At 68.7% G+C, this 25,913-nt stretch carries 22 protein-coding genes and 1 other RNA gene; 15 read left to right on the plus strand and 8 right to left on the minus strand.

From position 1 onward, the window contains the following. Positions 1-70 precede the first annotated feature (70 nt). From ACFO5K_RS00765 to ACFO5K_RS00775, 3 genes are all read left to right on the plus strand, one after another. The gene (locus ACFO5K_RS00765; RefSeq protein WP_378555127.1) at positions 71-808 is read left to right on the plus strand and encodes a zinc ribbon domain-containing protein; all 738 of its coding nucleotides are present in this window, start codon (positions 71-73) and stop codon (positions 806-808) included. Positions 809-818: 10 nt separating this feature from the next. Continuing rightward, positions 819-1,991: a bifunctional RNase H/acid phosphatase gene (locus ACFO5K_RS00770; protein WP_378555128.1), complete on the plus strand. Its 1,173-nt coding sequence runs from the start codon at positions 819-821 to the stop codon at positions 1,989-1,991. Between the two features lie 124 nt (positions 1,992-2,115). Further along, positions 2,116-2,820 (plus strand): S1 family peptidase, encoded by a 705-nt coding sequence (locus ACFO5K_RS00775; protein WP_378555129.1) that lies wholly within the window; start codon positions 2,116-2,118, stop codon positions 2,818-2,820. A gap of 103 nt (positions 2,821-2,923) precedes the next feature. On the opposite strand, the gene ACFO5K_RS00780 is transcribed toward ACFO5K_RS00775, so the two are convergent. Then, positions 2,924-3,811: an alpha/beta hydrolase gene (locus tag ACFO5K_RS00780; protein ID WP_378555130.1), complete on the minus strand. Its 888-nt coding sequence runs from the start codon at positions 3,809-3,811 to the stop codon at positions 2,924-2,926. Between the two features lie 36 nt (positions 3,812-3,847). On the opposite strand from ACFO5K_RS00780, the gene rnpB reads away from it, so the two are divergent. Then, positions 3,848-4,252: RNase P RNA component class A (rnpB, locus tag ACFO5K_RS00785), an RNA gene on the plus strand. A 56-nt stretch (positions 4,253-4,308) separates the two neighbouring features. Here the strand turns inward: rnpB and ACFO5K_RS00790 are convergent. After that, the gene (locus ACFO5K_RS00790) at positions 4,309-4,671 is read right to left on the minus strand and encodes a hypothetical protein (protein ID WP_378555131.1); all 363 of its coding nucleotides are present in this window, start codon (positions 4,669-4,671) and stop codon (positions 4,309-4,311) included. A 200-nt stretch (positions 4,672-4,871) separates the two neighbouring features. Here ACFO5K_RS00790 and ACFO5K_RS00795 point away from each other — a divergent pair, with 200 nt between their 5' ends. Together ACFO5K_RS00795 and ACFO5K_RS00800 are read left to right on the plus strand one after the other, a co-directional pair. Then, positions 4,872-5,204 (plus strand): hypothetical protein, encoded by a 333-nt coding sequence (locus tag ACFO5K_RS00795; protein ID WP_378555132.1) that lies wholly within the window; start codon positions 4,872-4,874, stop codon positions 5,202-5,204. Between the two features lie 16 nt (positions 5,205-5,220). Next, positions 5,221-6,642, plus strand: a complete 1,422-nt coding sequence (locus ACFO5K_RS00800) for an RNB domain-containing ribonuclease (protein ID WP_378555133.1) — start codon at positions 5,221-5,223, stop codon at positions 6,640-6,642. Between the two features lie 16 nt (positions 6,643-6,658). On the opposite strand, the gene ACFO5K_RS00805 is transcribed toward ACFO5K_RS00800, so the two are convergent. The 3 genes from ACFO5K_RS00805 to panB all read right to left on the minus strand — a co-directional run bounded on the left by ACFO5K_RS00805 (position 6,659) and on the right by panB (position 9,470). Next, the gene (locus ACFO5K_RS00805; protein WP_378555134.1) at positions 6,659-7,507 is read right to left on the minus strand and encodes a CHAD domain-containing protein; all 849 of its coding nucleotides are present in this window, start codon (positions 7,505-7,507) and stop codon (positions 6,659-6,661) included. A 9-nt stretch (positions 7,508-7,516) separates the two neighbouring features. Further along, positions 7,517-8,473 carry a prolyl aminopeptidase gene (gene pip, locus ACFO5K_RS00810; protein WP_378555135.1) on the minus strand — a complete coding sequence of 319 codons (957 nt, stop codon included), beginning with the start codon at positions 8,471-8,473 and terminating at the stop codon, positions 7,517-7,519. A gap of 142 nt (positions 8,474-8,615) precedes the next feature. After that, positions 8,616-9,470, minus strand: a complete 855-nt coding sequence (gene panB / locus ACFO5K_RS00815; RefSeq protein ID WP_378555136.1) for a 3-methyl-2-oxobutanoate hydroxymethyltransferase — start codon at positions 9,468-9,470, stop codon at positions 8,616-8,618. 202 nt (positions 9,471-9,672) lie between these two features. Between panB and ACFO5K_RS00820 the strand changes: the two genes are divergently transcribed. The 3 genes from ACFO5K_RS00820 to ACFO5K_RS00830 all read left to right on the plus strand — a co-directional run bounded on the left by ACFO5K_RS00820 (position 9,673) and on the right by ACFO5K_RS00830 (position 15,693). Continuing rightward, positions 9,673-11,202: an alpha/beta hydrolase gene (locus tag ACFO5K_RS00820; RefSeq protein WP_378555137.1), complete on the plus strand. Its 1,530-nt coding sequence runs from the start codon at positions 9,673-9,675 to the stop codon at positions 11,200-11,202. A gap of 122 nt (positions 11,203-11,324) precedes the next feature. Further along, positions 11,325-12,665: a type I glutamate--ammonia ligase gene (gene glnA, locus ACFO5K_RS00825; protein ID WP_378555138.1), complete on the plus strand. Its 1,341-nt coding sequence runs from the start codon at positions 11,325-11,327 to the stop codon at positions 12,663-12,665. A gap of 10 nt (positions 12,666-12,675) precedes the next feature. Further along, entirely contained in the window at positions 12,676-15,693 is a 3,018-nt protein-coding gene (locus ACFO5K_RS00830; RefSeq protein WP_378555139.1) for a bifunctional [glutamine synthetase] adenylyltransferase/[glutamine synthetase]-adenylyl-L-tyrosine phosphorylase, read from the plus strand. 48 nt (positions 15,694-15,741) lie between these two features. Here ACFO5K_RS00830 and ACFO5K_RS00835 read toward each other — a convergent pair whose 3' ends face one another. Next, the gene (locus ACFO5K_RS00835) at positions 15,742-15,945 is read right to left on the minus strand and encodes a cold-shock protein (protein ID WP_056821080.1); all 204 of its coding nucleotides are present in this window, start codon (positions 15,943-15,945) and stop codon (positions 15,742-15,744) included. A gap of 222 nt (positions 15,946-16,167) precedes the next feature. Between ACFO5K_RS00835 and ACFO5K_RS00840 the strand changes: the two genes are divergently transcribed. The 4 genes from ACFO5K_RS00840 (at position 16,168) to ACFO5K_RS00855 (ending at position 22,116) form a co-directional block, all read left to right on the plus strand. Then, positions 16,168-17,187, plus strand: coding sequence for a hypothetical protein (locus ACFO5K_RS00840; protein ID WP_378555140.1), 1,020 nt, complete (start codon positions 16,168-16,170; stop codon positions 17,185-17,187). 114 nt (positions 17,188-17,301) lie between these two features. Further along, positions 17,302-19,815 (plus strand): GmrSD restriction endonuclease domain-containing protein, encoded by a 2,514-nt coding sequence (locus ACFO5K_RS00845; protein WP_378555141.1) that lies wholly within the window; start codon positions 17,302-17,304, stop codon positions 19,813-19,815. A gap of 118 nt (positions 19,816-19,933) precedes the next feature. After that, entirely contained in the window at positions 19,934-21,247 is a 1,314-nt protein-coding gene (locus ACFO5K_RS00850; protein WP_378555142.1) for a hypothetical protein, read from the plus strand. Positions 21,248-21,258: 11 nt separating this feature from the next. Then, a complete protein-coding gene (locus ACFO5K_RS00855) occupies positions 21,259-22,116 on the plus strand; it encodes an EamA family transporter (protein WP_378555143.1) in 858 nt (285 codons plus the stop codon). Here ACFO5K_RS00855 and ACFO5K_RS00860 read toward each other — a convergent pair. Further along, positions 22,064-22,753, minus strand: coding sequence for a phosphoribosylanthranilate isomerase (locus tag ACFO5K_RS00860; RefSeq protein ID WP_378555144.1), 690 nt, complete (start codon positions 22,751-22,753; stop codon positions 22,064-22,066). The genes ACFO5K_RS00855 and ACFO5K_RS00860 overlap by 53 nt on opposite strands. A gap of 203 nt (positions 22,754-22,956) precedes the next feature. On the opposite strand from ACFO5K_RS00860, the gene ACFO5K_RS00865 reads away from it, so the two are divergent. Next, complete coding sequence (locus tag ACFO5K_RS00865; RefSeq protein ID WP_378555145.1) at positions 22,957-23,907, plus strand: endonuclease/exonuclease/phosphatase family protein; 951 nt, start codon at positions 22,957-22,959, stop codon at positions 23,905-23,907. 75 nt (positions 23,908-23,982) lie between these two features. Continuing rightward, positions 23,983-25,431, plus strand: coding sequence for a metallopeptidase (locus tag ACFO5K_RS00870; protein WP_378555146.1), 1,449 nt, complete (start codon positions 23,983-23,985; stop codon positions 25,429-25,431). Here the strand turns inward: ACFO5K_RS00870 and ACFO5K_RS00875 are convergent. Beyond that, positions 25,428-25,898 (minus strand): 6,7-dimethyl-8-ribityllumazine synthase, encoded by a 471-nt coding sequence (locus tag ACFO5K_RS00875; protein WP_378555147.1) that lies wholly within the window; start codon positions 25,896-25,898, stop codon positions 25,428-25,430. The genes ACFO5K_RS00870 and ACFO5K_RS00875 overlap by 4 nt on opposite strands. Positions 25,899-25,913 lie beyond the last annotated feature (15 nt).

Raw genomic sequence — 25,913 nt, forward strand, 5'->3', positions numbered from 1 at the left:
ATGTTCGCCTCCCGCGGCGCGGTACGGTTGATCGATCCATCCGTCCACTGTGTTCAGGAGTTCGTGCGCGTTGAATGTCGAACCGTCGGTCCAGTCCAAGCTGCTGCAGCTCGCCACTGTCGATGCCGAGCTGACGCGGATCGCGCATCGCCGCACCGCGCTGCCCGAGCAGCAGGAGGTGGCGCGGCTGGCGGCCGAACGCAACGGCTACAAGGACGCGGCCGTGGCCGTGGAGATCGGCATCGACGACCTGGACCGCGACATCCGCAAGCTCGAGGGTGAGGTCGAGGCCGTCCGCAAGCGCGAGGACCGCGACCGCGCCATGCTCACCGCGGGCACTGTGGCGGCCAAGCAGCTCTCCGAGTTGCAGCACGAACTGGGCAGCCTGGAGCGTCGCCGCTCGGTGCTCGAGGACGAGCTGCTCAGTGTGATGGAGCAGCGCGAAGCCATGGCCGCCGACCATGATCACGCGGGTGCCCGGCTCAGCCGGGCCGACGAGGAACTCCACGACGCCGAACGCCTGCGCGACGAGGCGATGGCTGATCTGGAGGTGGCCCAGCAGCGCTGTGAGAAGGACCGCGCAGCCCTGATCGGCCAGTTCCCGGACGAACTGCTCGCCGTCTACGACAAGCAGCGCACGGCCAACGGTGTCGGCGCGGCACTGCTGCAGGCCCGCCGCTGCGGTGCCTGCCGCATCGAGATCGACCGAGGCGAGATCCAGCGCATCGCCAAGGCCGCCCCCGATGCCGTGGTGCGGTGCCCCGAATGCGGCGCGATCATGGTGCGCACCAAGGAATCGGGCCTGTGACGGTGCGCCGATGCGGGTGATCGTCGAAGCCGACGGCGGCTCACGCGGCAACCCCGGCCCGGCCGGATACGGCGCGGTCGTCTTCGCCGACGACCACGTTCGGGTACTCGCCGAACGCAAGGAGTACGTCGGTGTCGCCACCAACAATGTGGCCGAGTACCGAGGGCTGATCGCGGGTCTGGCGGCTGCCGCCGAGCTCGGGGCCCGCGTGGTGACGGTGCGGATGGACTCCAAACTTGTCGTCGAGCAGATGTCGGGACGCTGGAAGATCAAGCACGCCTCGATGATCCCGCTCGCCGAACAGGCGCGGGCCCTGGTCGCCGGTTTCGACCAGGTGAGTTTCACCTGGATTCCGCGCGCCGAGAACTCCCATGCCGACCGGCTGGCGAACGAGGCGATGGACGACGGCGCCGTGGTGGGGATGGTCCGCGAGACCGTCGCCGCCGGGCACACACCGGGCGACCAGGTGATCGCCACGCCCGTGTCCTCACCCGACGACCCGGTGCTACCCGCGGAACCCACCGCGTCCCAGCGGGTTTCGCATGCCGCTCCCGGCTGGACCGGCGCGATCGGCAAACCCACGCGACTGCTGCTGCTGCGGCACGGCCAGACCGAGCTGTCGGTGGAACGCCGTTACTCCGGGCGCGGCAACCCCCCGCTGACCGAACTCGGCCGAGAACAAGCCGAGCGCGCCGCGAAAATGCTCGCGACCAAAGGCGGTATCGCCGCCGTGCTCAGCTCGCCACTGCAACGGGCCCGGGCCACCGCCGAAGCCGCGGCCACCGCGCTCGACGTCCCACTGCGCATTCTCGACGGTCTCACCGAAACCGACTTCGGCGAGTGGGAGGGACTCTCCTTCGCCGAAGCCGCACAGCGGGATCCGGACCTGCATGCCGACTGGCTCGGCGACCCGTCGATCCCCGCGCCCGGTGGGGAGAGCTTCGATCAGGTGCGGGAGCGCGTCGAAGGGGTCCGCCGCGATCTGGTCGGGCTCTATCCCGGCGAGAACATCGTGGTGGTCAGCCATGTCACGCCGATCAAGACGTTGCTGCAGCTGGCACTCGGTGTCGGGCCGTCACTGCTCTACCGCCTGCACCTGGACCTGGCCTCGCTCTGTATCGCCGAGTTCTATCCCGACGGCGGTGCCTCGGTGCGCCTGGTCAACGACACCTCCTACCTCTGAGCTGGCCTTGTGTCACCCGGGCACGGTACGGTCGCCCCGGCTGAGGGCGGCGTAACGACAGCGCCCGAACGCCCGAAAAGTTCTCGGGCGCGCGGAATCCCGCGGCCATCGAGAAAGGTACTTGATGAGGTTTCTACGGATGGCGGCGGTCGCGGCGGCCATCGCGGGGGCGCTCACCGCGTCCACCGGTGCGGGTAGCGTCTCGGCCGAGCCGAGCGTGGTGCTGGGCGCCGGATCGGGCATCGTCTTCGACAACGACGCCGGCTGTTCGCTCACCGCGATCGGGCACGACAACGCGGGCCGGCTCGTCGGTCTCACCGCCGGCCACTGCGCACCGACCGGTGCCCGGGTGGCTGCCGAGCAGGCGCTGGACGCGGGCGTGATCGGTACCGTCGCCTTCTCCGACGACGGTGCCTACCTGGATTTCGCTGTGCTGCAACTGGACGCGTCGAAGGTGATTCCCACGCGCACGATCGGTGAGACCACCGTGGCCGGTATCGGCGGCCTGCCCGGCGCGGGCACCACCGTGTGCTCGGACGGGCGGACCACCGGCCGCAGCTGCGGTGTGGTGTGGGGTGAGCTCGAAGGCACCTCCATCAACCAGTACTGCTCGCAGCCGGGTGATTCCGGTGGCCCGGTCGTGGTCGGTGACCAGCTGGTCGGGATGAACCAGGGCCGGCTCACCGGCCTGGGCCCCATCGATTTCAACGTGCCCTGCACCGGTGGCGTCAACCCCATCCACTCGCCCGCCTACTTCCAGCCGATCCAGGTGATCCTGGACGTGGTGAACCGGGCGGGCGGTGTCGGCGCGGGGTTCCAGCCCATCTGATCCGCACCTGAACCGCGAGGGGCGCAGCACTGTCCGGTGCTGCGCCCCTCGTCGTCTCAGGGCAAGCCCGGCCGCCGCCGTGGCCATTGCCCGCGAGGCAGTGTCAGGGCCGCAGGATCGAGACCAGGAAATCGGTCTGGTCGCGCACCACCTGTTCGAAGACGTCGTCGAAATAGACGTCGAAGTGGCCCACCGGGTACTGCTTGACCACCGCGTGCTTGGTGCGGCCTGCGGCCTTGCGGGTGGGGCCGGCCGGTGCGATCGAATCGTTTTCGGCGATGGTGTACAGCACCGGGATCTTCAGTGCCTTGGCGCGGCGGCCCGGTCTGTCGAACAGGGTCGAGAAGGCCACGCGCGCCGCGACTTTCGGCTCGTAGGTGACGCTCTCCTCGGCGAGCCGGCCATTTCCCTCCGGCACGTCGGCGGCGCTCATCAGCGCGGCGGCGCGCTTGCGGCCCGCCAATCGGATGCGGATCGGTTTGCGGCGCAACGGACCGAACAGCACATCGGTCACCGCGACCGTGGCCACCTTGGTGAGGCTGATCGGGCCCTTGGCCATCGCCGAGGCCCAGCCGCTGGTGAACGGCACCTGTGCCACGACGGCGGCGAGGTAGTCGTCGTCGGGCGCGACCGAGAGCACGTGCCCGCCGCCGAACGATGTGCCCCACAACGCGATCCGGGTCGCGTCGAACCCACGGATGCTGCGCGCGTAGGCGATCGCGGCCTTCCAGTCCTGGCGCTGCCTGGCGATGTGCAGCAGTTGGCGCGGCGCACCCTCGCTGGCGCCGAAATGCCGGTAGTCGAAAGCCAATACCCCCATTCCCGCCGCGACGAAACGTCGCGCATACCGATCCAACCCCATCTCGCGGGTCGCCCCCAGCCCGTGTCCCATGATCACCAGCGGTCGCGGCCTCGGCGCGCCGTCAGGCAGGTAGAGCCACGCGGCGCATTGCTGGTCACCCGAAGGGAAACTGACGTCGACACGTTCCATGAGTGGTTACGGTACCGAGTACCATGGAGCGGCGGATGAGTCGGCCGGGCGACCGCGGTGACGGGAACGGGCGCGCAGGCGCCGCTGCCCGGCACCGAGGAAAGTCCGGACTCCACAGAGCAGGGCGGTTGCTAACGGCAACCCGGGGCGACCCGCGGGACAGTGCCACAGAAAACAGACCGCCGCACGCAGGTGCGGTAAGGGTGAAACGGTGCGGTAAGAGCGCACCAGCGCCCCGGGTGACCGGGGCGGCTAGGTAAACCCCGCCCGGAGCAAGGTCGAAGGTCGCACTTCGCGGTGCGACTGCGCAGGTGTTCGAGGGCTGCTCGCCCGAGCCTGCGGGTGGACCGCTCGAGGCACCCGGCAACGGTGTGTCCAGATGGATGGTCGCCCCCCGATGCGAATCGGGGACAGGATCCGGCTTACAGGCCGGCTCCTCCGCCCGGAAGCGACGAGGCGGCGGACCCCGTGAGGGTTCCGCCGCCTCGCCCGCCGGCTCAGCACATCAGCTCGGCCATTTCATAGATTGCCTGCGCCTCCTCTTGGGTGGCGGTGGTGGCGCCGTTCTCGGTGCGCCGCACCACGCCGGCCACGGTGTCGGCCTCGGAGACGCCCGCCGCGACATCGGAGCAGGTGTGGTCGAGCACCCCGCGTACCGCCGCGTCGTCGCGGTCCTGCGCCAGCTTCGGGAACGCGTTGCGGTAGCTCACCACGAACATGGCGGCCTTGCCCGGGTCGACCTGCACGGCAGGGGTGGTGGATGTCGGGTCGGCGGCGACGGAGGTGTCCTCGCCGCAACCGCTCAGGAACAGGACGAACACGGTGGTGCCTGCCGCGATGGCGGCGGTAGTTCTTCTCACGCAGCGCGATGCTAGCGCCTCGGGCACCATGGCACCTCCCATCGGGCGGTCCGGCCGGGGCCGAGCATGTCGACGGCGGAAAATGTGCTGGAATCCGCCGGGAAGGTGAGCGAGGTCATAGAGTGTTGGCCGTCGGCAAGGCTCGCTACCGCGGGTTGCGGGCTCAACACATTTCGATCGCGGAAGCAGGTCACATTTACATGCGGGTAGTTCGTTCCATTGTCGCCGGTGCACTGATCGCCGGAGCCGCTGCGGTAATCGCTTCGCTGGGTGCCGGATCGGCCGGCGCGGTCGCGGTGACCCCGCTGCCGGGCGGAGTTCAGGTCGACCTCAGCCCCGCCGACACCGCCTGGGTACACCAGTCGCGGATCGGCATGGGCATCGCGGGTCTGCCGCATCCGTCGGCGGCCTCGTTCGGGCAGGCCCTGGACGCGGCGGCGACCGTGTCCTCGGCGGTACCGGGCGGCCGGGTCACCTTCACGGTGTTCGGTCCCATCGATCAGCTCAACGGCACCATGCTGGCGCTGCAGTAACAGCTAATCTGCCAGGATGGACCTCCATCAGCGGATCGTCTCGGCGCCGGTCGACTTCGACGCCATCCGTTCCGAATTCGGACTGGCCTCGGATTATCCGGCCGAGGCCGTCTCCGAAGCCCGCGACGCGGTCGACGCGTTCGCGGGCACCCGGGTCGACCGCACCGATATCGAATTCGTGACCATCGACCCGCCCGGCGCCATGGATCTCGACCAGGCGCTGCACCTCGAGCGCACGCCCACCGGGTTCACCCTGCACTACGCCATCGCCGATCTCGGTGCCGTGATCGTGCCGGGCAGTGCGCTCGCCCGGGAAGCCGAAACCCGGGGGCAGACCTACTATCTGCCCGACGGCACCGTCCCACTGCACCCGAAGGTGCTGTCCGAGGACACCGCGAGCCTGCTACCCGGCCGCGACCGCCCCGCCGCCCTCTGGACGATCGAACTCGACGATTCCGCTGTGCCACACCGTTGCACGGTGACGCGCGCGCTGGTGCGCTCCCGCGAACGATTCGATTACGCGCAGGTCCAGGCCGCCGCCGACGCGGGCACCCCGCACCCCGCCATCGCCGCGCTGCCGGAGTTCGGCAGATTGCGCATCGAGGCGGGCCTCGACCGGGGTGCGATCTCGCTGCGGCTACCCGCTCAGGAGGTGGTGTCCCACGGCGACAGCTGGCGACTCGAGCTGGAACCACGCACCGCCGCCGATGACTGGAACGAGCAGGTCTCGTTGCTCACCGGCATGTGCGCGGCGCGAATCATGGTGGAAAACAAGGGTCTCGGCCTGCTGCGCACCATGCCGCCACCGTCGCGCAGCGCGATCGAATCGATGCGCCACACCGCCGAGTTGCTCGGCCTCGACTGGCCGGCCGAGATGCCGGTGGGCCGGATGCTGGCCGGTCTCGACGTCAACACCCCCGCCGCGCTGGTGCTGATGTCGGAGTCCACCGGCCTGCTGCGCGGGGCCGGCTACACACTGCTCGACCAACTCGACGACCCCGCCCCCGACCAGTTGACCCACAGCGCGATCGGCGCCCCCTACGCCCACGTGACGGCGCCGCTGCGACGGCTGGCCGACCGCTTCACCACCGAGATCTGCCTGGCACACTGCGCGGGTACCGAGGTGCCGCAGTGGGTCGCGGACGGGTTGAAGGGCGCCGCCGAAACGATGCGCCGCACCGACGGCGTGGCGGGCAAGGTGGATCGTGCCTGCATCGACCTCACCGAGGCGACACTGCTCGCGCCCCGCGTCGGCACCGATTTCGCCGCGATGGTCCTGCGTGGCGCCGATGGTTCGCGCCCCGCCGAGATCTTCGTCGAGGACCCGCCCATTCTCGGGCGCTGCGCGGGCGAACCGCCGGAGGGGGAGCGGGTCTCGGTGCGGCTCACGGTGGCCGACGCCGAGAGTCGCACGGTCACCTTCACCTATCCCGGCTGAATGAACGACCGCCTGGTCAGCCGGCCGCGGAGATGAATGCGGCGGCGGCCGGGTAGTGGGCGATGGCCGCGCCCGCGGCGGCTTCCTCGGTGTCGGCGAGGATTTCGTAGAACGTGGCGTGCGGTCCCGTGGCGACAGCCGTGATCGCCGCGCGCGACTCGACGGCGTCGCGGTGGTCGCCCAGCACCGATTGCAGGCGTTTTGCGCGCGCGCCCAGGGCGGTGGCATCGGCGCCGAGCACGGCGCCCGCCGCTTCACACGAGTACCGTAAACGCTTGGCGCCCTTGCGGATATCGTGCAGCAGCTCCACCCGCTCGGCGGGTGCGGCGGTGGGTTCGGCGAAGACCATTTTGCGCAGGCGTTTGCGGTCACGGCGCAGCACCCGCTCGAAAGCCTCGCCCGCGTCGGCACCGGCCGCGCCCGGTGCGAGCGGGGGGTCGGTGCGCCAGGTGGTCAGGACCTCGCGCAGGCGGCGGTAGCGTTCGCTGTCGAGCGCGGTCAGGATCTCGGCGTGGGCGGCGGCGTATTCCGCGCGTGCGGCGCCGACCAGGGTGTCGGTGACCGCGGCGGGCACCGCGGCGTGGGCGGCGAGCAGGTCGGCGAACCGAGCGGCTCGGACCTCGGCGTCGCGGGCGCGCCCGAGCAACTCGGCCAGCCATTTCAGCTCGGTCACGGTGTCGGCCGCCGCGCCGGTGTCGAACAGCTCGCGGTAGGAACGCAGCACACTGCGCAGCCGGCGCGTCGCCACCCGCATCTGATGCACCGAATCGTCGGCGTCGGTGCGTACCTCGGGTTCAGCGGCCGAGAGCCGGTCGATGTCCTCGCGCAGTGCCGTGACAACTGCTTGGCCGGCCTCGGTCGTCATGGTCGAGCCTCACTTTCCGAACGCGTCGGTCGCCTCCACCAGTTGGTGGGTGATGCCGGGCTCCTGCGCACTGTGACCGGCGTCCTCGACGATGTGCAAGGTCGAACCCGGCCACGCGGTGTGCAGATCCCAGGCGCTCACCGCGGGGCACACGATGTCGTGGCGGCCCTGCACGATCACGCCGGGGATGTCGGCGATCCGATCGATGTCTCGCAACAACTGTCCCTCGTCGAGGAATCCGCCGTGCCGGAAATAGTGGTTTTCGATCCGGGCGAACGCCAGCGCGAAGCGGGCCTCACCGGTTTCGGCGACCCGGTCCGGTTGCGGCAGCAGCGAACTGGTCGCCCCTTCCCACGTCGACCAGGCGATCGCGGCGTCGAGCGCGACCTGCGGATCAGGGGAGTGCAGCAGCCGGTGATACACCTCGACGAGGTCGTCACCGCGCTCCTCGACGGGCACCGGTGCGAGGAACTTCGCCCACTCGGCGGGGTAGACGTTGCCCGCCGCGCCGTTGTAGTACCAGTCGATCTCCTTGCGCCGCAACAGGAAGATGCCACGCAACACCAGTTCGGTGACCCGGCGGGGGTGGGCCTGGGCGTAGGCCAGGCCCAGGGTGGAACCCCACGACCCACCGAACACCTGCCAGCGGTCGATGCCGAGGTGCTCGCGCAGCGACTCCATGTCGGCGATCAGGTGCGCGGTGGTGTTGGTGGCCAGGCTCGCCCCATCGGCGATGTGGGGCACCGACTTTCCGCACCCCCGCTGATCGAACAGCACGATCCGGTACACCGCGGGATCGAAGAAGCGCCGCTGCAGCGGGCCGGTGCCACCGCCCGGGCCGCCGTGGACGAACACCACCGGCTTGCCGTCGGGATTCCCGCTGAGCTCCCAGTACACCGACTGACCGTCGCCGACATCGAGCAGGCCGTGCTCCAACGGCTCGATCTCGGGGTAGAGCCCACGCATCACAGCACCGGAGGGGCGGGTCGTTGTGGCATCGGCACCTCTGCTCAGTAGACGACAGTCACCACCGAGTTTGCCATCCACCGAAGATCGCCACACGCTGCCGGCTCGGCCCGCTGATCACCGGGCCGGCCCCACCGTGATCTCAGAAACTGTGCTCGGGCCCGGGGAACGTCCCCTGCCGCACCTCGTCCGCGAAAGCAGCGGCAGCAGAGCGCAGTTCATCACCGACATTGCCGAAGCGCTTGACGAACTTCGCGGTCTTGCCGCTGGTGTATCCGGCCATGTCCTGCCACACCAGCACCTGGGCGTCGCATTCGGCGCCCGCGCCGATACCGACGGTGGGGATGGTGAGCTTGCCGGTGACCTGGCCGGCCAGCTCGGCGGGCACCATCTCCATCACCACCGAGAACGCCCCGGCCTCCTGCACCGCGAGCGCATCGGCCACGAGCTGTTCGGCGGCGTCGCCGCGGCCCTGCACCCGGAAGCCGCCGAGCGTGTTCACGCTCTGCGGGGTGAAACCGATGTGGGCCATCACCGGGATGCCCGCGGCGGTGATCAGCGCGATCTGCTCGGCGACTCGTTCGCCGCCCTCGAGCTTCACCGCGTGCGCGCCGCCCTCCTTCATGAACCGGGTCGCGGTGGCCAGGGCCTGCTGCGGTGAGGACTCGTAGGTGCCGAAGGGCAGGTCGGCCACGACCAGGGCGTTCGGCGCGCCGCGCACCACACCGCGGACCAGCGGAATCAGTTCGTCGACGGTGATCGGCACGGTGGTGTCGTAGCCGTACACGACATTGGCGGCGGAATCGCCGACCAGCAGCACGGGAATGCCCGCTTCCTCGAACAGCCGAGCCGAGGAGTAGTCGTAGGCGGTCAGCATCGACCAGCGTTGCCCCTCGGCCTTCATCTGCTGTAGATGCTGGACACGGGTCTTGCGGCGAGGCCGGTCAGTGGCGGGAGCGGCACCGTAGGCAGGGGTCTGCTCATCGGATACGGACATCATCGTCCCTTTCGTCTGGTTCCTCGAGGCCCGTAATCGGGTCCCCGGGTTTTTGTGACGATTTCAGTGTGCCACCTCCGGCTGAGCCGTTTTAAGGGCCCGACCGGTGTGATCGGTCACACCCGTGGTTCGGCTACCGTGATGGCGAGCCCATTCGGGCGCATCGTATTGCGCCGGGAGGCGCGGAAAGGGTGGGCCCACTGTGCAGCGAGGCAGGCTCGTCGTCGGTCTCGGAGCGATCTGCGCTCTGCTCCTCAGCGGATGCGGTACGGCCGAGCGTGCGCCGCGCGCCGAGTTGCCCCCGCCGCCGCCGGGCCTGAGTGCCTTCTACGAGCAGGAGGTCGACTGGGGGTCCTGCCAGGGGTACGGCGGCTCGGACCAGCGACTGCCACCCAACACCGAGTGCGCGCGGGTGAACGTGCCCGTCGACTACGCCCGCCCCGACGGTCCCACCGCCCAGATCGCGCTGTCGCGGATCCCGGCCACCGGTGACAAGATCGGTTCGCTCCTGCTGAACCCGGGTGGACCCGGGGTCTCGGGCCTGTCGACGGTGGCCATCGGCAACGGCACCCAGGTGGCCGCGAACTTCGACCGTGTCGGTTTCGACCCGCGCGGGGTGGGCGCTTCGCTGCCCGCGATCGAGTGCCTCACCGCGGCGCAGGCCGACGCCGAACGCGCCGAGCCGCCGACGGACAACACCCCGGCCGGTATCGCCGAAGCCGAAGCCGACAACCGCGAGTACGCCCAGCGTTGTGTCGAGCGCACCGGTGCCGAGTTGCTCGCCCACGTCGGCACTCGCGAGGTGATCCAGGACATGGACGTGCTGCGCGCGGCGCTCGGTGACGCGAAACTGAGCTACCTCGGCTACTCCTACGGCAGCCGCCTCGGCGCGGCCTACGCCGAGAAGTACCCGCAGAACGTGCGCGCGATGGTGCTCGACGGCGCGGTGGACGCCTCGCAGGATCCGGTGCAGGAATCGCTGCGCCAGGCCGCGGGTTTCCAGGGTGTGTTCGACGCCTACGCCGCCGACTGCGCGACCAGGCCGGACTGTCCGCTGGGCACCGATCCCGCGCAGGCCGTGGCCCGGTTCCGGGAACTGGTCGACCCGCTCATGACCGCGCCCGCCGCGACCACCGACCCACGTGGCCTCAGCTACAACGACGCGATCACCGGTGTGCAGCAGGCGCTCTACAGCGAGCAGTTCTGGCCCCAGCTCACCCAGGGGCTGACCGAGTTGCGCGAGGGTGAGGGCGACACCCTGCTGGAGCTGGCCGACAGCTATCTCAATCGCCGCCCCGACGGCACTTACAGCAACACCCAGGACGCGTTCAACGCCATTCGCTGTGTCGACGATCCGCGCGTCACCGACCCCGCCGTCGCCGCCCGCCAGGACGCTGAATACCGCATGGCCGCACCCTTCCTCGACGACGGCAAGGGCACCGGCGCCGCCCCGTTGGAACTGTGCGCTTCGTGGCCGGTACCCAACACCAGCACTCCGCACCGGATCTCGGCGCCCGGTCTGCCCACCACCGTGGTCGTGTCCACGACCGGTGACCCGGCCACGCCGTATCAAGCCGGTGTCGATCTGGCCGAGCAGCTGGGCGCGGCCCTGATCACCTTCCGCGGCAACGGGCACACCGCGGCGTTCGTCGCCGGCGACCGCTGCCTCGACAGCGCCGTGGTCGACTACCTCGTCGGGCTCGCCGCACCCGAACCCGGTCTCATATGCTGAGAGCCGAAAGCGGCGCCTCTCGCCGGGTCGTGCCCGGTGAGATGGGCGAACGAGGCGAGCACCCGGCAAACCCGATCCCGGATGTAACACGGATTTAACGCCGGGTGCTTACGCTCGCCGGTATGGATCGCCAGAAGGAATTCGTGCTGCGGACGCTCGAAGAGCGGGACATCCGCTTCGTGCGTCTCTGGTTCACCGACGTGCTGGGCTACCTCAAGTCCGTCGCCATCGCCCCCGCCGAGCTCGAAGGCGCCTTCGAGGAAGGTATCGGTTTCGACGGGTCGGCCATCGAGGGCTTCGCGCGTGTGTCCGAGGCGGACATGGTCGCGCGGCCCGATCCCTCGACCTTCCAGGTGCTGCCCTGGGCCAGCTCCAAGGGCCACCAGCACTCGGCCCGCATGTTCTGCGACATCACCATGCCCGACGGTTCGCCGTCGTGGGCCGACCCGCGCCACGTGCTGCGCCGCCAGCTCAACAAGGCCGCCGACGTCGGCTTCAGCTGCTACGTGCACCCCGAGATCGAGTTCTTCCTGCTGAAGAACCTGCTCAAGGACGGCTACGAACCCACACCGGCCGACAACGGCGGCTTCTTCGATCAGGCCGTGCACGACGCGGCCCCCAACTTCCGCCGCCACGCCATCGACGCGCTCGAGTCGATGGGCATCTCGGTCGAGTTCAGCCACCACGAAGGCGCCCCGGGCCAGCAGGAGATCGACCTGCGCTACGCCGATGCCCTGTCGATGGCCGACAACGTGATGACCTTCCGCTACCTCATCAAGGAGGTGGCGATCGACGAGGGCGTGCGCGCGACGTTCATGCCCAAACCGTTCTCCCAGTACCCCGGTTCGGCCATGCACACCCACATGAGCCTGTTCGAAGGCGAGTCCAACGCCTTCGCCGACCCGGACGACCCGAACAACCTCTCGGGCACCGCCCGCTCGTTCATCGCGGGCATCCTCGAGCACGCCCCCGAGATCAGTGCGATCACCAACCAGTGGGTGAACTCCTACAAGCGGCTGATCCACGGCGGCGAGGCCCCCACCGCGGCCTCGTGGGGCCGGTCCAACCGCTCGGCGCTGGTGCGGGTGCCGATGTACACGCCGAACAAGTCCTCCTCGCGGCGCGTCGAGATCCGCAGCCCCGACTCGGCCTGCAACCCGTACCTGACCTTCGCGGTGCTGCTGGCCGCGGGTCTGCGCGGTGTCGAAAAGGGCTACGATCTGCCGCCCGAGGCCGAGGACGACGTCTGGGCGCTCACCGACGCCGAACGCCGCGCCATGGGCTTCCGCGCCCTGCCCGGCACCCTCGACGAGGCCCTGCAGTCGATGGAACGCTCCGAACTGGTCGCCGAAACCCTCGGTGAGCACGTGTTCGACTTCTTCCTGCGCAACAAGCGCCGGGAGTGGGCCGACTACCGCGGCCAGGTCACCCCGTGGGAACTCAAGGAGTACCTGAGCCTGTAGTTTTTACGGTATGGCCCGGCCACCGACTGCCCGTTCCGCTGTTCCCGGCGTCGGCCGGCTCGGTTTGCTCGAGCCGGCGGCGGCGGACTCCCTGCACCAGCTCGGCTGGGACAACGTCGACGGCGTGCCCGTGCTGTGGGCGCTGTCGCGCTCTCCCGACGCCGATCTCGCGCTGTCGACCCTGGTGCGGTTGCGCGAATCGCTCGGAAACGACTGGGCGGAACTGGATTCGGCGATCCGGTCCGATACCCGGGTGCGCGGCAGGCTGTTCGGTTTGCTCGGCTCCTCCACCACCTTCGGTGATCATCTCGTGGCGGCGCCGCAGGCGTGGAAGATCCTGCGCGCCGGTCGGCTCCCCGATCGCGCGGAGCTGATCGCCGACCTGCTCGACGCGGTCGACGCGGCACCGGAGACCGGACCGAACGCGGGGCCGATGCTGTTCCGGGCCGGGGTCGCCGGCCCCGAGGCGATCGCCTTGCTGCGCGGCAGGTATCGCGATCAGCTGATGTTGCTGGCCGCGGTGGACCTGGCCTCCACCGTGGAGAACGAGCCGGTGCCGCCGTATCTGGTGGTGGGCAGGCACCTGTCGGATCTCGCCGACGCCGCGCTCACCGCCGCGCTGTCGGTGGCGGTGGCCAGGGTGTGCAAGAACGGTCCGGTGCCGGTGCGCCTGGCGGTGATCGCGATGGGAAAATGCGGTGCGCGCGAACTGAATTACGTCAGCGATGTCGACGTGGTGTTCGTCGCCGAACCCGCCGACGCCACCGCGACCCGCTTGGCCGCGGAGATGATGAGCGTGGCGAGCTCGGCCTTCTTCGAGGTCGACGCGGCCCTGCGCCCCGAAGGCAAAGCGGGCGCGCTGGTGCGCACCCTCGATGCGCATCTGGCCTACTACAAGCGGTGGGCACGCACCTGGGAGTTCCAGGCGCTGTTGAAGAACCGCCCGATGACCGGTGATCTGGAACTGGGCAAGCAGTACCGCGATGCCCTGATGCCGATGGTCTGGGCCGCGTCCGAGCGCCCGGATTTCGTCGCCGATGTGCAGGCCATGCGCCGCCGGGTCGAGGACCTGGTTCCCGCCGATCTGCGCGAGCGTGAGCTCAAGCTCGGCGCGGGCAGCCTGCGCGATGTCGAATTCGCCGTGCAGCTCCTGCAATTGGTGCACGGACGGGTCGACGAGTCGCTGCACGTCACCAACACGGTGGAGGCGCTCACCGCGCTCGCCGCGGGCGGTTACGTCGGCCGCGAGGACGCCGCCAACCTGACCGCCTCTTACGAATTCCTGCGCCTGCTCGAGCACCGCCTGCAGTTGCAGCGGCTCAAGCGCACCCACACCCTGCCCGCTGCCGACGACGAGGAGGGCATGCGCTGGTTGGCTCGCGCGGCCCACATCCGTCCGGACGGGCGCAAGGACGCGGCGGGGGTACTCGACGCCGAGATCCGCCGCAACTCGGTGCGGGTGCGCCGGCTGCACGCCAAGTTGTTCTACCGGCCGCTGTTGGACGCGGTGGCCCGGATGGATTCCGACGCGCTGCGCCTGAGCCCCGACGCCGCCGTCCGCCAGCTCGCGGCGCTGGGTTACGCCGCCCCGGCCAACGCGCTCGGGCACCTGAAAGCGCTCACCGGCGGGGTCTCCCGCAAGGGCCGCATCCAGGCGCTACTGCTGCCCACACTGCTCGAATGGCTCGGTGACACGCTGAATCCGGACGCGGGCCTGCTCGCCTACCGGCGGGTGTCGGAAGGTCTCGACGACCAGATCTGGTTCCTGCGCGAACTGCGCGACGAGGGTGCCATCGCCCAGCGCCTGATGATCGTGCTCGGTTCCTCGGAGTACCTGCCCGACCTGCTGATCAACGCCCCCGAGACCATCCGCATGTACGCCGACGGCCCGAGCGGGCCGCTGCTGCTGGGTCCACAACCCGAGGATGTGGCCCGCGGCATCCAGACCGCCGCGGCGCGCTACGGGGATCCGAAACGCGCGGTGGCCGCGGCCCGGTCGCTGCGCAGGCACGAACTGGCCCGGGTGGCCTCGGCTGATCTGCTCGGCCTGCTCGACGTGCCGAAGGTGTGCGTGGCGCTGTCCTCGGTGTGGGTGGCGGTACTGGAGGCGGCGCTCAGCGCGGTCATCCGGGCCTCCGAAGCCGAACGCGGGGCACCCGCGCCCGCCGACATCGCGGTGATCGGCATGGGCCGGCTCGGCGGCATGGAGCTGGGCTACGGTTCCGACGCCGATGTGCTGTTCGTCTGCGACCCGCGGCCCGGCCAGGACGAGACCGCGGCGGTGAAATGGGCCAACGGTGTCGCCGAGCAGGTCCAGCGGCTGCTGGGGGCGCCCAGTGTCGATCCGCCGCTGCAGGTCGACGCCGGGTTGCGTCCGGAGGGCCGCAACGGTGCCCTGGTGCGCACGCTGGCGGCCTACCAGGCCTATTACGCCCAGTGGGCGCAGGCATGGGAAGTGCAGGCGTTGCTGCGCGCGCATCAGGTGGCCGGTGATCAGGAGCTGGGCGTGCGGTTCCTGCACGTCATCGACCCCATCCGTTATCCGGCCGGGGGAGTGTCGGGCGACGCGGTCCGCGAGATCCGCCGGATCAAGGCACGCGTCGACTCCGAACGGCTTCCGCGCGGGGCGAATCCGGCCACGCACACCAAACTGGGGCGTGGCGGGCTGGCCGACATCGAATGGACCGTGCAGCTGCTGCAGTTGCGCCACGCCCACGAGGTGCCCGCCCTGCACAACACCTCGACGCTGCAAACGCTGGACGTCATCGAAGCCGAGGGCATTCTCGACTCCGAGGATGTCGCGCTGCTGCGGGAATCGTGGATCACCGCCACCGCGGCCCGCAACGCGCTGGTGCTGGTGCGCGGCAAACCGACCGATCAGCTGCCCGGTCCCGGTCAGCAGTTGTCCGCGGTCGCGCGGGTGGCCGGCTGGCCCAACGACGACGGCAGCGAGTTCCTCGACAACTACATGCGCATCACCCGTCGCGCCAAGGCCGTGGTGGAGCGGGTCTTCGGAGGGCAGGCATGAGAAAGGCCCCGCACCAGTGGTGCGGGGCCTTTCGAGTTCACGCCGAAATCAGATGGCGCGAACGTCCTGAGCCTGAGGGCCCTTCTGGCCCTGGCCGACCTCGAACTCGACTCGCTGTCCCTCTTCGAGGGACTTGAAGCCCGAGCCGCCGATGGCCGAGTAATGCACGAAGACGTCGGGGCCGCCTCCGTCTTGGGCGATGAAGCCGAAGCCCTTTTCGCCGTTGAACCACTTAACAGTGCCTTGAGTCATGTTTTTGAAAGTCTTTTCCGTAGGTGAGCCACGGCGATCACTTGCGATCAGCCCAGTCTCAGCCACCAAGTATGCCACACTCGTCGGCAAACCGTGCAGCGGCGTGCGTCACACCGCGATGTGGGCTGCGTTCATGGTGATCGGTCGGCGTGTCGCGCCATCGGGCTGGTGAAATCGGACGCACCGCCGCCTACCGGTACGAAGTGTGCCAATCTGGGCGGCATGGGTGAGAACGAGGGGCACGGCGCTCACATGGACGTCGCGATGCGGGTGCTCGACGCACACGTCGCCTTCACCAAACAGCAGCTGCTACAGTCGGCGGGGTTCGTCGAGTTCGTCACCGAGGAAGTGGACGGCCTGCTCGGCGAGGCCGCGGAGCTGACCCTGGCGGAGGCGGTCACGCGCGAACAGATCAAGGCGGTCGCCCACAAATACGCGGTGCAGATTCCGGTTGAGGGGGCGATCCCGGAACTCGTCGGCGAGATCGCGAACCGGTTGTACAACCATCGCGCCAACGACGAGACCGAAGTCGGCGAGGTGGTCGACAGCCGCCGCTTCGACGAACTGGTCGACGCGGTCGCCGACATGGGTGTCACCCACCGGCTGGTGCGCTTGGTGCTCAACAGCCCGGTCACCGTCGACGCCTGTGTCGAGGCCGTGCAACGCGCGGTCGTCACCGCCGTCGACGACGGCCGCCACGTCGAAAGCGCCGGATTGGCCGGTTCGCTACGCGGGGCGCTGGCCCGGTTGGCCGAACCGGCCATGCCCGCCATCGAGCAGGGCCTCGGGCACCTCACCCGCACCGGTGCGCGCTTCGTGTTGCGCGGCAACAGCACCGACGCCGACGAGGTGCTGTTCGGCACCGCCCGCGAGACCTGGCGCAAGCACGCGGGCGATTCGGTCGGCTCGTTCCGCGACCTGGTCTCCGAAGGCGATGTGGAGGACGCCGTCGTGCTCACCTTCGAATTCTGGCGAACCTTCCGCGACACCGACTACTTCCACGCCCTGCTCGACGAGGGCATCGACCACGTCTTCGACAAGTACGGTTCGACCCCGCTCGCCGAGCTGCTCGCCGAGCTCGGCGTCGGCCGCGCGGACATGCTCGAGGAGGCACTGCGTTTCGGCCCGCCGGTGCTCGAAAAGCTCGACGAGCGCGGCTATCTCGATGCCGTGTTGCGGCGCAGGCTGGCCCCGTTCTACGCCTCCGATGCCTTCCGTGCCGCGGTGGCCGGCACAGGGTAGCGGAGGCGTCGGCGCGCCAGTCCTGTTCGGCCGCTGGTATGTCGGAGTCTGTCGGTACGATCCGTGCAACGATGGGGTGGTTCGCCGCTACCAGCTCGCGATCGAAAGGCTGCCGTGACACGTCTGTCCACCTTGCTCGACCAGATCGATTCCGGTGCTGTGCTGTTGCCCGAATTCCAGCGCGGGTACGTCTGGAACCGGGACCAGGTCCGTGGGCTCATGCGCTCGCTGTACCTGGGGTACCCGGTCGGTGGTCTGCTGGTGTGGGAGACCGGATCCGACGAGATCGCGGTACGCGGCGCGACGAGCGGGTCGGGGCTGCGCCAGCTGCTGCTCGACGGTCAGCAGCGGATCAGCACGCTCTACGGGATCGTGCGCGGCACCGCACCGTCGTTCTTCGAGGGCGACCCCATCGCGTTCACCGGACTGCATTTCGATGTCGACCGTGAGCTTTTCGAGTTCCAAGTGCCCGGCCGCGACCTGAGTCCCACCTGGATCGACATCACCGAACTGTTCGCGCAGGGACCGATGCACTATCTGTCCCGGTTCCCCGAGCAGCCACCGGAAACGCTGGCGATCTACCTGAGCCGGCTGAACAAGCTGCGCGAGATCACCCACCGCGAGTTCAACGTCGAGACCATCACCGGGTCCGACCGCACCGTCGACGAGGTGGTCGACATCTTCAACCGGGTCAACTCCGGCGGCACCAAACTGTCCAAGGGCGACCTGGCGCTGGCCACCCTGTGCGCGCAATGGCCGCAGGCCCGCGGCAATCTGCGCGACCATCTGATCCGCTGGGACAAGGACGGCTACACCTTCACCCTGGACTGGTTGCTGCGCAACGTCATCGCCGTCGGCAACGGCCGCTCGCACTTCGACGCGCTCGGTGAGCTGACACCCGCGGAATTCGAGCAGGCGCTCAGCGACACCGCCCGCCAGGTCGACACCTTCCTCGACACCGTGGCGGGCCGCCTCGGGCTCGATCACGACCGGGTCCTGATGGGGCGCTACGCGATTCCGGTCATCACCCGGCTGCTGTTCCTCAACGGCGGCGACTTCGACAACGACCTGCACCGCGACCGGGTGCTGTACTGGTACGTGCACTCAGCGCTGTGGGGGCGCTTCAGTGGCTCCACCGAAACCTTCCTCCAACAGGACTACGACACGCTCGAACGCGGCGGTATCGACGGTCTCATCGCGTCGCTGGAACGGCTGCGCGGCGGTTCGCTCGACCTGTGCGCCGACGACTTCGCCGGCGCCACCCGCGGTTCCCGGTTCTATCCGCTGCTGTACCTGCTGACCCGCGTGGACGGTTCGCGCGACTTGGGCACCGGTTCGGAGCTGGGCATCGAACAGTTCGGTGACCGCACGCCGGTGCAGGTGCACTACCTGTTCCCGAAGACCCTGCTGCGCGATGCCGGTTACGAGCGCAACGAGATCAACGCGATCGCCAACTTCTGCTTCCTGAGCCCGGGTTCGGAGGCCGAGCTGGGCGAGCGTGAACCCGCCGACTACTTCGCGGAACTGGAACGGCGCAACCCCGGTGTGCTGGCCTCCCAGTGGATTCCGACCGACCCGGCGCTGTGGCGGGTGGAGAACTATCGCGAGTTCCTGCGGGCACGGCGCATGCTGCTGTCCCGGGCGGCCGACGCGTTCCTCGAACAGTTGCGCACCGGCACCCTGCACCGCCCGACCCTGGTGACCATGGGTGTCGCCGGCACGACCGTCGGTGACCCGGCGGTGGACCAGGTCAACGCCCTCGTCGACGACCTGATCGCCGACGGCTTCGGCTTCCCGCTGCTCGACAGCGAGGTCTCCGACCCGATCACCGGGCGCGAACTCGCTGTCGCCGAAGCGTTCTGGCCCGACGGCCTGCAGCCGGGCGTCGGTATGCCGGTGGTGCTGCTGCTCGAACCGGCCGACGCCGACCTGACCCGTTTCGCCCAGCTCGGCTACGCGGTGTTCACCTCCGTCGACGCCCTGCGCGGCTACGTCGAGAACCTGCGCGCCGAAGCATCCGGCGCGCCCGGTTTCGACGGTCCGGCCGCCGACGTCGCCGTCCTGGCGGACCGCCTGCCCGCCACCTGGGTCGGCAACTCCGAACTGGTCTGGTTCACCTACTCCTGGAGGCAGCTCGAAAACGACCGGGCCAACGGTCCCGATGCGGAACTGAGCCCCGAACAGGTCGCCCTGCGCTACATCGCCCTGTGGGCGCTGACCCGCACCTTCTACATCCACGCCTTCGACCAGGGCAACCCCGGCGAATGGCGCTACTACCTCGGCGACGCCATCGGCCCGCACCCGCTGATCCCACGCGACTGGCTGGCCCGCCGCGCCGTCGAATCCGGCGCCCTGGCCCCCGGCGCCACCCCCGGCGACGAAGACATCGCCATCGCCCTGGTCCACGGCGTCCTCGAAACCGTCGACGAGGTGGCCACCGCCCTCACCCACATCCTGGGCGGCCCCGCCCTCTTCGCCTCCCTCTGGGCCTCCGCAGGCGCCGCCGAACACTACGGCTACCCCCTGTCCACCGACCAGATCAACGACCTGATCAACCAGGTCGTCAACGACCCCGCCTCCCGAAAGATCCAAGCCTACAACTGGATCGAAGCCGGAATGCCGCTCTGAGAAGCGGCAGGTGACGGTACGATCAGTTGCCCGATCACCAATTCTGTGCGGTGCGATCGAGCGTAGGGTCGGCCGGGAACTGTTGTGGCAGTGTATGAACGGATAGTTCGGGGGGACGATGTCCGGTTTGGACCAGCGGATAGACCTTGCCGTGCACTGGCTCACACAGAATCAGAAGTCCGACGGACTCGGTGGGTCCGGTTGGGGCTGGGTCGACGATGTGCCGCCGAATCCGCAGAACACTGCCGAAGTGGTCTGCGCGCTGGCGTCGGTCGAGCAGCCGATTCCCCGTGCCGACGAGGTTTCGGTTCTCCTGCGGCGCCGCACCGTACAACACGGAGCCGACTCCTGGGAGTTCGATGCCCCGATCGATATCGCCTGGCGACTGCGGGCCCTGCTGGTCATGGGCGCCGCACCCGACGATACGGACGTGGCGTGGTGCGTGACCCAACTACGCGACACCCAGGACACCGAATCCGGTGGCTGGCGCATGTCGGGGCGCGTCGGTCCGGTCTCGATCACCGCGACTGCCGCGGCCATGCAGGCGTTGGCCGGAGTGGCCACCACCAGCGACGAGATCGCCGACAGCGTCTTGCGCGGCGTGTCGTTTCTCGCTGTCTCGGTGTTGAACGATGACGTTCGGGCGCAGCCCATGTATGCGATGGCCTCGATTTCCTCGGTGCTGATCCGCCCCGAATTCGTGTCGGTCGGCGGAAAGCGCACCCGGCGAGCACTGGAACAAGCGGTCGACCGAATGCTGACCGGGCTGGGCCGCGACGATGACCGAGTGGAGGAAGAAGCATTCCGCCGGGGCGAGATGGCCGACACCTGGCGACATCTCAGTCTGCATCTCGCGGTGGGAGCGGTGGTGAGTGTGGAGCCTTCGGCGGTATTCGATCCGGCGATGCGCCGCTCGCTCACCGAACTGCTCGGCCTGCAGGAGATGACACCGATGCACACCCGGCGTGGCGGATTCAGAACATCGCCGGAAGGTTTCGTCACCTCGTACGCGACGACACTGGCCATCGAGGCCATGGCTCGGGTTCGGCAGGCACTCGGTGGCGCGGTGAATCCGGGCCGGGTGTTCGAGATCGTCTGCCGCACCGACGGTGCCCACCACAGCGACGCCCGCAGCGTCGTCGGCGGGCGTCACCGCCGGATAGTGCTCAACAGCCATGCGGGGGCGGCATTCTTCGGAGTGTGCGCGGCGGCCGGCCTGAGCATCGCTCTACTCGCTGTCGGCATGGACGACAGCCTGCCGAAGGCCGGTAGCCGGGTGCTGGTCGTGTGGGGCACCTTCTTGATTGCGCTCGGCGCCCTGGTCGCGCTGATCACCCGGTTTCCATCGGTGTCGAGAACCCGTGTCGCCGCACCCGTCTTCGCGGGCTTCACCGCCGTGGTGCTGCCGGTGGTCACGTTCCTGCTGTCGTAAGCGGTGAGGCCGTGACTTCGGTCCTGCTGCTGATCGCGGCAACTTGCCTGTGGGGTGTTTCCAGCGCGGCGATGTCGCGCGTCGAGGGGGCGCCCACCGCCGTGTCGCTGGCCGCGCTCGGCGGTGGGATCGCACTGTTGTGTTTCGCGCGGGCAACCGGTGGCAGCGCCCGGCGGACATTCAGCGAGGCGCCGCGACTCTACGTCCGACTCGGGGTGCTGGAAGCCGCCAACCTGATCCTGTTCGCCGCTGCGTTGCGGATCGGACCGCTGCCGATCGTCGTCGCGCTGCACCTCACCACACCGCTGTTGCTGATCGGTGCGCAGATCGTGCGCGGAACTCGCCGAGGCGGTGCGGTGGTGGCACTGGAGGTGGGCCTGGTGGCGGTGGCGATCCTGCTTGCCAGTTCGGCCGGTCCGGGCGATGCGCGAGATCAGCTACGCACGATCGTGGGGTGCGCGCTCGCTTTGGCGAGCGCGGTGTGTGTGGCCGTTCTGGTGAGCACCGTCGCGAAGGAAGCGCGCTCCCGTACAACGCCGACCTCGGCCGGGCTGCAATTGGTCTTCGCCGGTCTGCTCAGCAGTGTCCTGCTTGTGGCTGATCCGCCCACGTGGGCAGGAGCAGCTCAGATGGTCGTGATCGGCGTGTTCCTGCTGGGGCCGGGTTTCGCGCTGTACTGGGCTGCGCTGCGAGTTCTGGACGCGACCACCGCCAGCATCATCGGATTGAACGAGGCGGTTGTCGCGTCGATAATCGGGGCGGCGATGCTGCACGGCCGGGTCACCGTCGGTGCGGTGGTGGCTGCGGCACTGGTCCTCAGCGCGGTGGCGATGGAACAGTATTCGCAGCGGGCATGGCGTGTGCGGTAGCGACAAAGCCGACGCAGTCCTGTACTGATTTGTCTCCGTCGTTGTCCTCGACACCACTGTTGACGTCCACACCGAACGGATTCACCGCAGCTATCGCTTCGCCGACATTCGATGCCGTCAGTCCGCCTGCCAGTACCACCGGACATCCCAGAGCCGACAGCTCGGACACGATCTGGGCACTGATCGACCAGTCGTGGGTGCGGCCGGTGCCGCCCAACCGTTCCTCGGTGCGTGAATCGAGAAGTACCGCATCGCAGTTGGCTGCCACGGTCCTGGCTTCGGCGACCGCGTTCGTCCCGGTGACGTGCACCGCGCGCAAGACGGTACGGCCGTGAGCCTGGGCTTTGACCTGGCGCAGGGTCTCCATCGACACCAGGCCGTGTACCTGGATGGTGTCCACGCCGATCTCATCAGCCAGAGCGATGATCTCGGAGGCATTCTCGAGATGGGTCACCAGTACCTTGTTGATGAAAGGTGGCACCGCCTCGGCCAGCTGCCGTGCCGCATCGGCGCTGAGCCCGTCCTCGCTGAAGTGCGTGATTCCGGAGATGAACCCCACCGCGTCCGCGCCCGCGTCCACGGCGATCTGCAGGTCGGTGGTCGAGCGGATACCGCAGATCTTCGCACGCACGGTCATGGACGGAATGCTACCCGGACCATCATTGCGAATCGCGCGACTCGATGGAGGAAGTCACGCGCTGGACTGTCGTGACGAACGCGCTCAGGGCGGTGAATTCATCGATGTACACGGCCACCTCCTTCTGCCGTGCGACTCATACCTCAGGGAATCCGCAAGCTTGCCACAAGGGTGCTGAAAGAGGTGGTGCTTAGGGTGGTCCGATGATGCGTGAGTGGATGGAGCGGGTGTTGCTCGTCCTGGGGTGGGGCGCGGTGGTCGCGGCGGTGATCGGGATCGTGTTGCATCTCGGGGACTGGCGGCGGCAGTCGATGGTGTTGCTGGCGTCGGGGGCGATGTGGTTGATGCTCGGGGCGGTCGTCGGGTTGGTGTTGCTGCTCGTGGCGCGCGGATGGCGCAGTGCGGCAGCGGCGGGGGTGGTGCTGACCGGGGTGTTGTGGTTGGTGGCACCGTCCTATGTTCCGGAGGCCAGGGCAGCGGACGGGCCCGAACTGGTGGTGTTGCAGTCGAATCTGCTCTTCGGGCAGGCGGATCCGGCAGCGGTGGTCGCGACCGTGCGCGACAACGATGTCGACGTGTTCACCGTCGAAGAACTCACCGTCGACGCGATCACGGGGTTGCGGGGGGCCGGGTTGGAAGACCGGTTGCCGCACTTCTACTTGGAGCCGGCGCAGTCGGGCGGCGGTGGCACCGGTATCTACAGCCGGTACCCGTTGCGCGACACCGTGAAATACGACGGTTTCATCATGAGCAATGTGTCCGCGACGATGGAACACCCACAGCGGGGCCCGATTTCGGTGTTCGCATTCCACCCCATCCCGCCGACCATCGATTTCGCGGCGTGGTCGGCCGAGATGCGCCGGGTCGACGAAATCCTGGCCGCAACCGAAGGGCCCGCGGTCGTCGGCGCGGATTTCAATGCCACCCAGAGTCATTCGGCCTACCGGTCCCTGCTCGACGGCGCGTTCGCCTCGGCCGCCGACCAGACCGGAGACGGCATCCTGCTCACCTATCCCGCCGATCGCCGGTGGGGTCCGCTGATCGGAATCGACTATGTCCTCGTCGCGGGTGGGGTGGCCGAGCGGGTGCGCACGCTCACCCTGCCGGGCACCGATCACCGCGCGGTGCTGGCCACTGTGCGCATGGACCGTTGACGCCGGGCCGATTACCATGTGAGCGCTCGACATCGGACCGCTCGGCGTCCGAGTCATTCCCGGGGAGGACAGTGCATGAGAAGACGTCGGTTCGGTACGGCCGTGGCCGCGGCCGTGGCAAGTGTCGGTCTGCTGGTGGGGGGTTGTTCGGCGACCACCGTGGCCAGTGACAAAGCGGTTGCGGTGCAGGACAATCCGTGGGAAGTCGCGGGGGCGACGACCAGCTCGGGCCCCAGCGGGCCGCGCTCGGGTGTGCCCGACACCGACAAGAAGGCCGAGAACACCGACAACGGCCCGATCGACACGTTGGCGATGAACGCCATCGCCGATATCGAAGACTTCTGGCGCACCGAGTATTCCAAGACCTTCCGTGGTGACTTCAAGCCCGCTTCGAAGTACATCTCCTGGTCGGCGAAGGCGCCGGAGTCCGAAGCGGTGAGTTTCTGTTTCGGCAGCACCTACAAGCTGATCAACGCGGCGTACTGCCCGCTCAACCACACCATCGGCTGGGACCGCAGTGTGCTGCTGCCGCTGCTGGTGGACAAGTACGAGCAGATGTCGGTGGTGATGGTGCTGGCCCACGAGTACGGTCACGCCATCCAGTCCCAGTCCGATCTGCTGCGTGGTTTCACCACCGACGCCCTGGTGAAGGAGCAGCAGGCCGACTGCCTGGCCGGAGTGTTCCTTCGGCATGTGGCAGAAGGTGATTCGCGGCACTTCACGCTCAACACCACCGATGGGCTCAACGGGGTGCTCGGCGCGACCGTAGCGGTACGCGACCGCGATCCCAACGACCCCGACGCGGTGCACGGTTCGGCGTTCGAGCGGATCACCGCGGTGCAGGTGGGCTACACGCAGGGCGCCCAGTCCTGCAAGGACATCGACGAGGCCGAGATCGAGAGCCGTCGCGCGGGCCTGCCGGTCACCTTCGAAGAAGGCGAACGCGACCAGCAGCTCCCGGTGACCGAGGAGACGTTGCGCACGCTGGCTCAGCAGCTGGGCAAGTCGATGCCGGTGCGCGAGGCCCCGGAGTTCGACTACTCCGGTGTCACCCGCGATTGCGCGTCGACCACCACCACCGAGCCGGTGTCCTACTGCCCGGCGGCGAACACCGTCGGCACCGATGTGGCCGCGTTGGCCGAACTGGCCGGTGAGGGCGCGAGCGAGGCAGACGAACCGCTGTCGGCGGTGGTCACCGGCGACTACAACGCCGCAGTGGTCTTCGTCTCCCGCTACGCGTTGGCGGTGCAGCAGGACCGGGGGTTGTCGCTGACCGGTGCCGATTCCGCCGGATTGCGCACCGCGTGCCTGTCGGGCGTGCTCACCACGAAACTCAGTGAGCCGGGCAGTGATCCGCGTCTGTCGGCGGGCGATCTCGACGAGGCGGTCTCCGGTCTGCTCGCCGACGGACTGGCCGCCGGCGACGTCGACGGCAAGGTGGTGCCGAGCGGATATCAGCGCCTCGAGGCGTTCCGCACCGGCGTGCTCGAAGGCGAGCAGGCCTGCCTGACCGCGTTCGCTTAGGCAGGTTCGGAAGTCGGCAGGATCTGCAGGGAGCTGAGGGTGTTCGCGACCGCGCGGGCAGCCTCGGCTCCCTTCGTCACGAAGTGGTTGGTGTAGTAGTCCACGTGTTCGCTGTGCTCGTGGAAGTGGTGCGGGGTGAGTACCACCGAGAACACCGGCACGTCGTTGTCGAGCTGCACCCGCATCAGACCGTCGATCACCGCGGAAGCGACGAAGTCGTGCCGGTAGATGCCGCCGTCGACGACCAGCGCGGCGGCCACGATCGCCTCGTAACGGCCGGTGCGGGCCAGGCGCTGGGCGTGCAGCGGGATCTCGAAGGCGCCGGGGACGTCGAAGACCTCGATGAGCGCCGGGTCGAACCCGAGATCGGCGTACTCGGCGACGAAGCCCTCGTGTGCCCTGGTGACGATGTTGCTGTGCCAGGAGGCACGGATGAAGGCGACGGCGCCGGTAGAGGTATTTCCCATGGCAGGAGTGTACTA

Origin of the sequence: Nocardia halotolerans (assembly GCF_042650145.1) — a bacterium.
GTDB classification, from domain to species: Bacteria; Actinomycetota; Actinomycetes; order Mycobacteriales; family Mycobacteriaceae; genus Nocardia; species Nocardia halotolerans.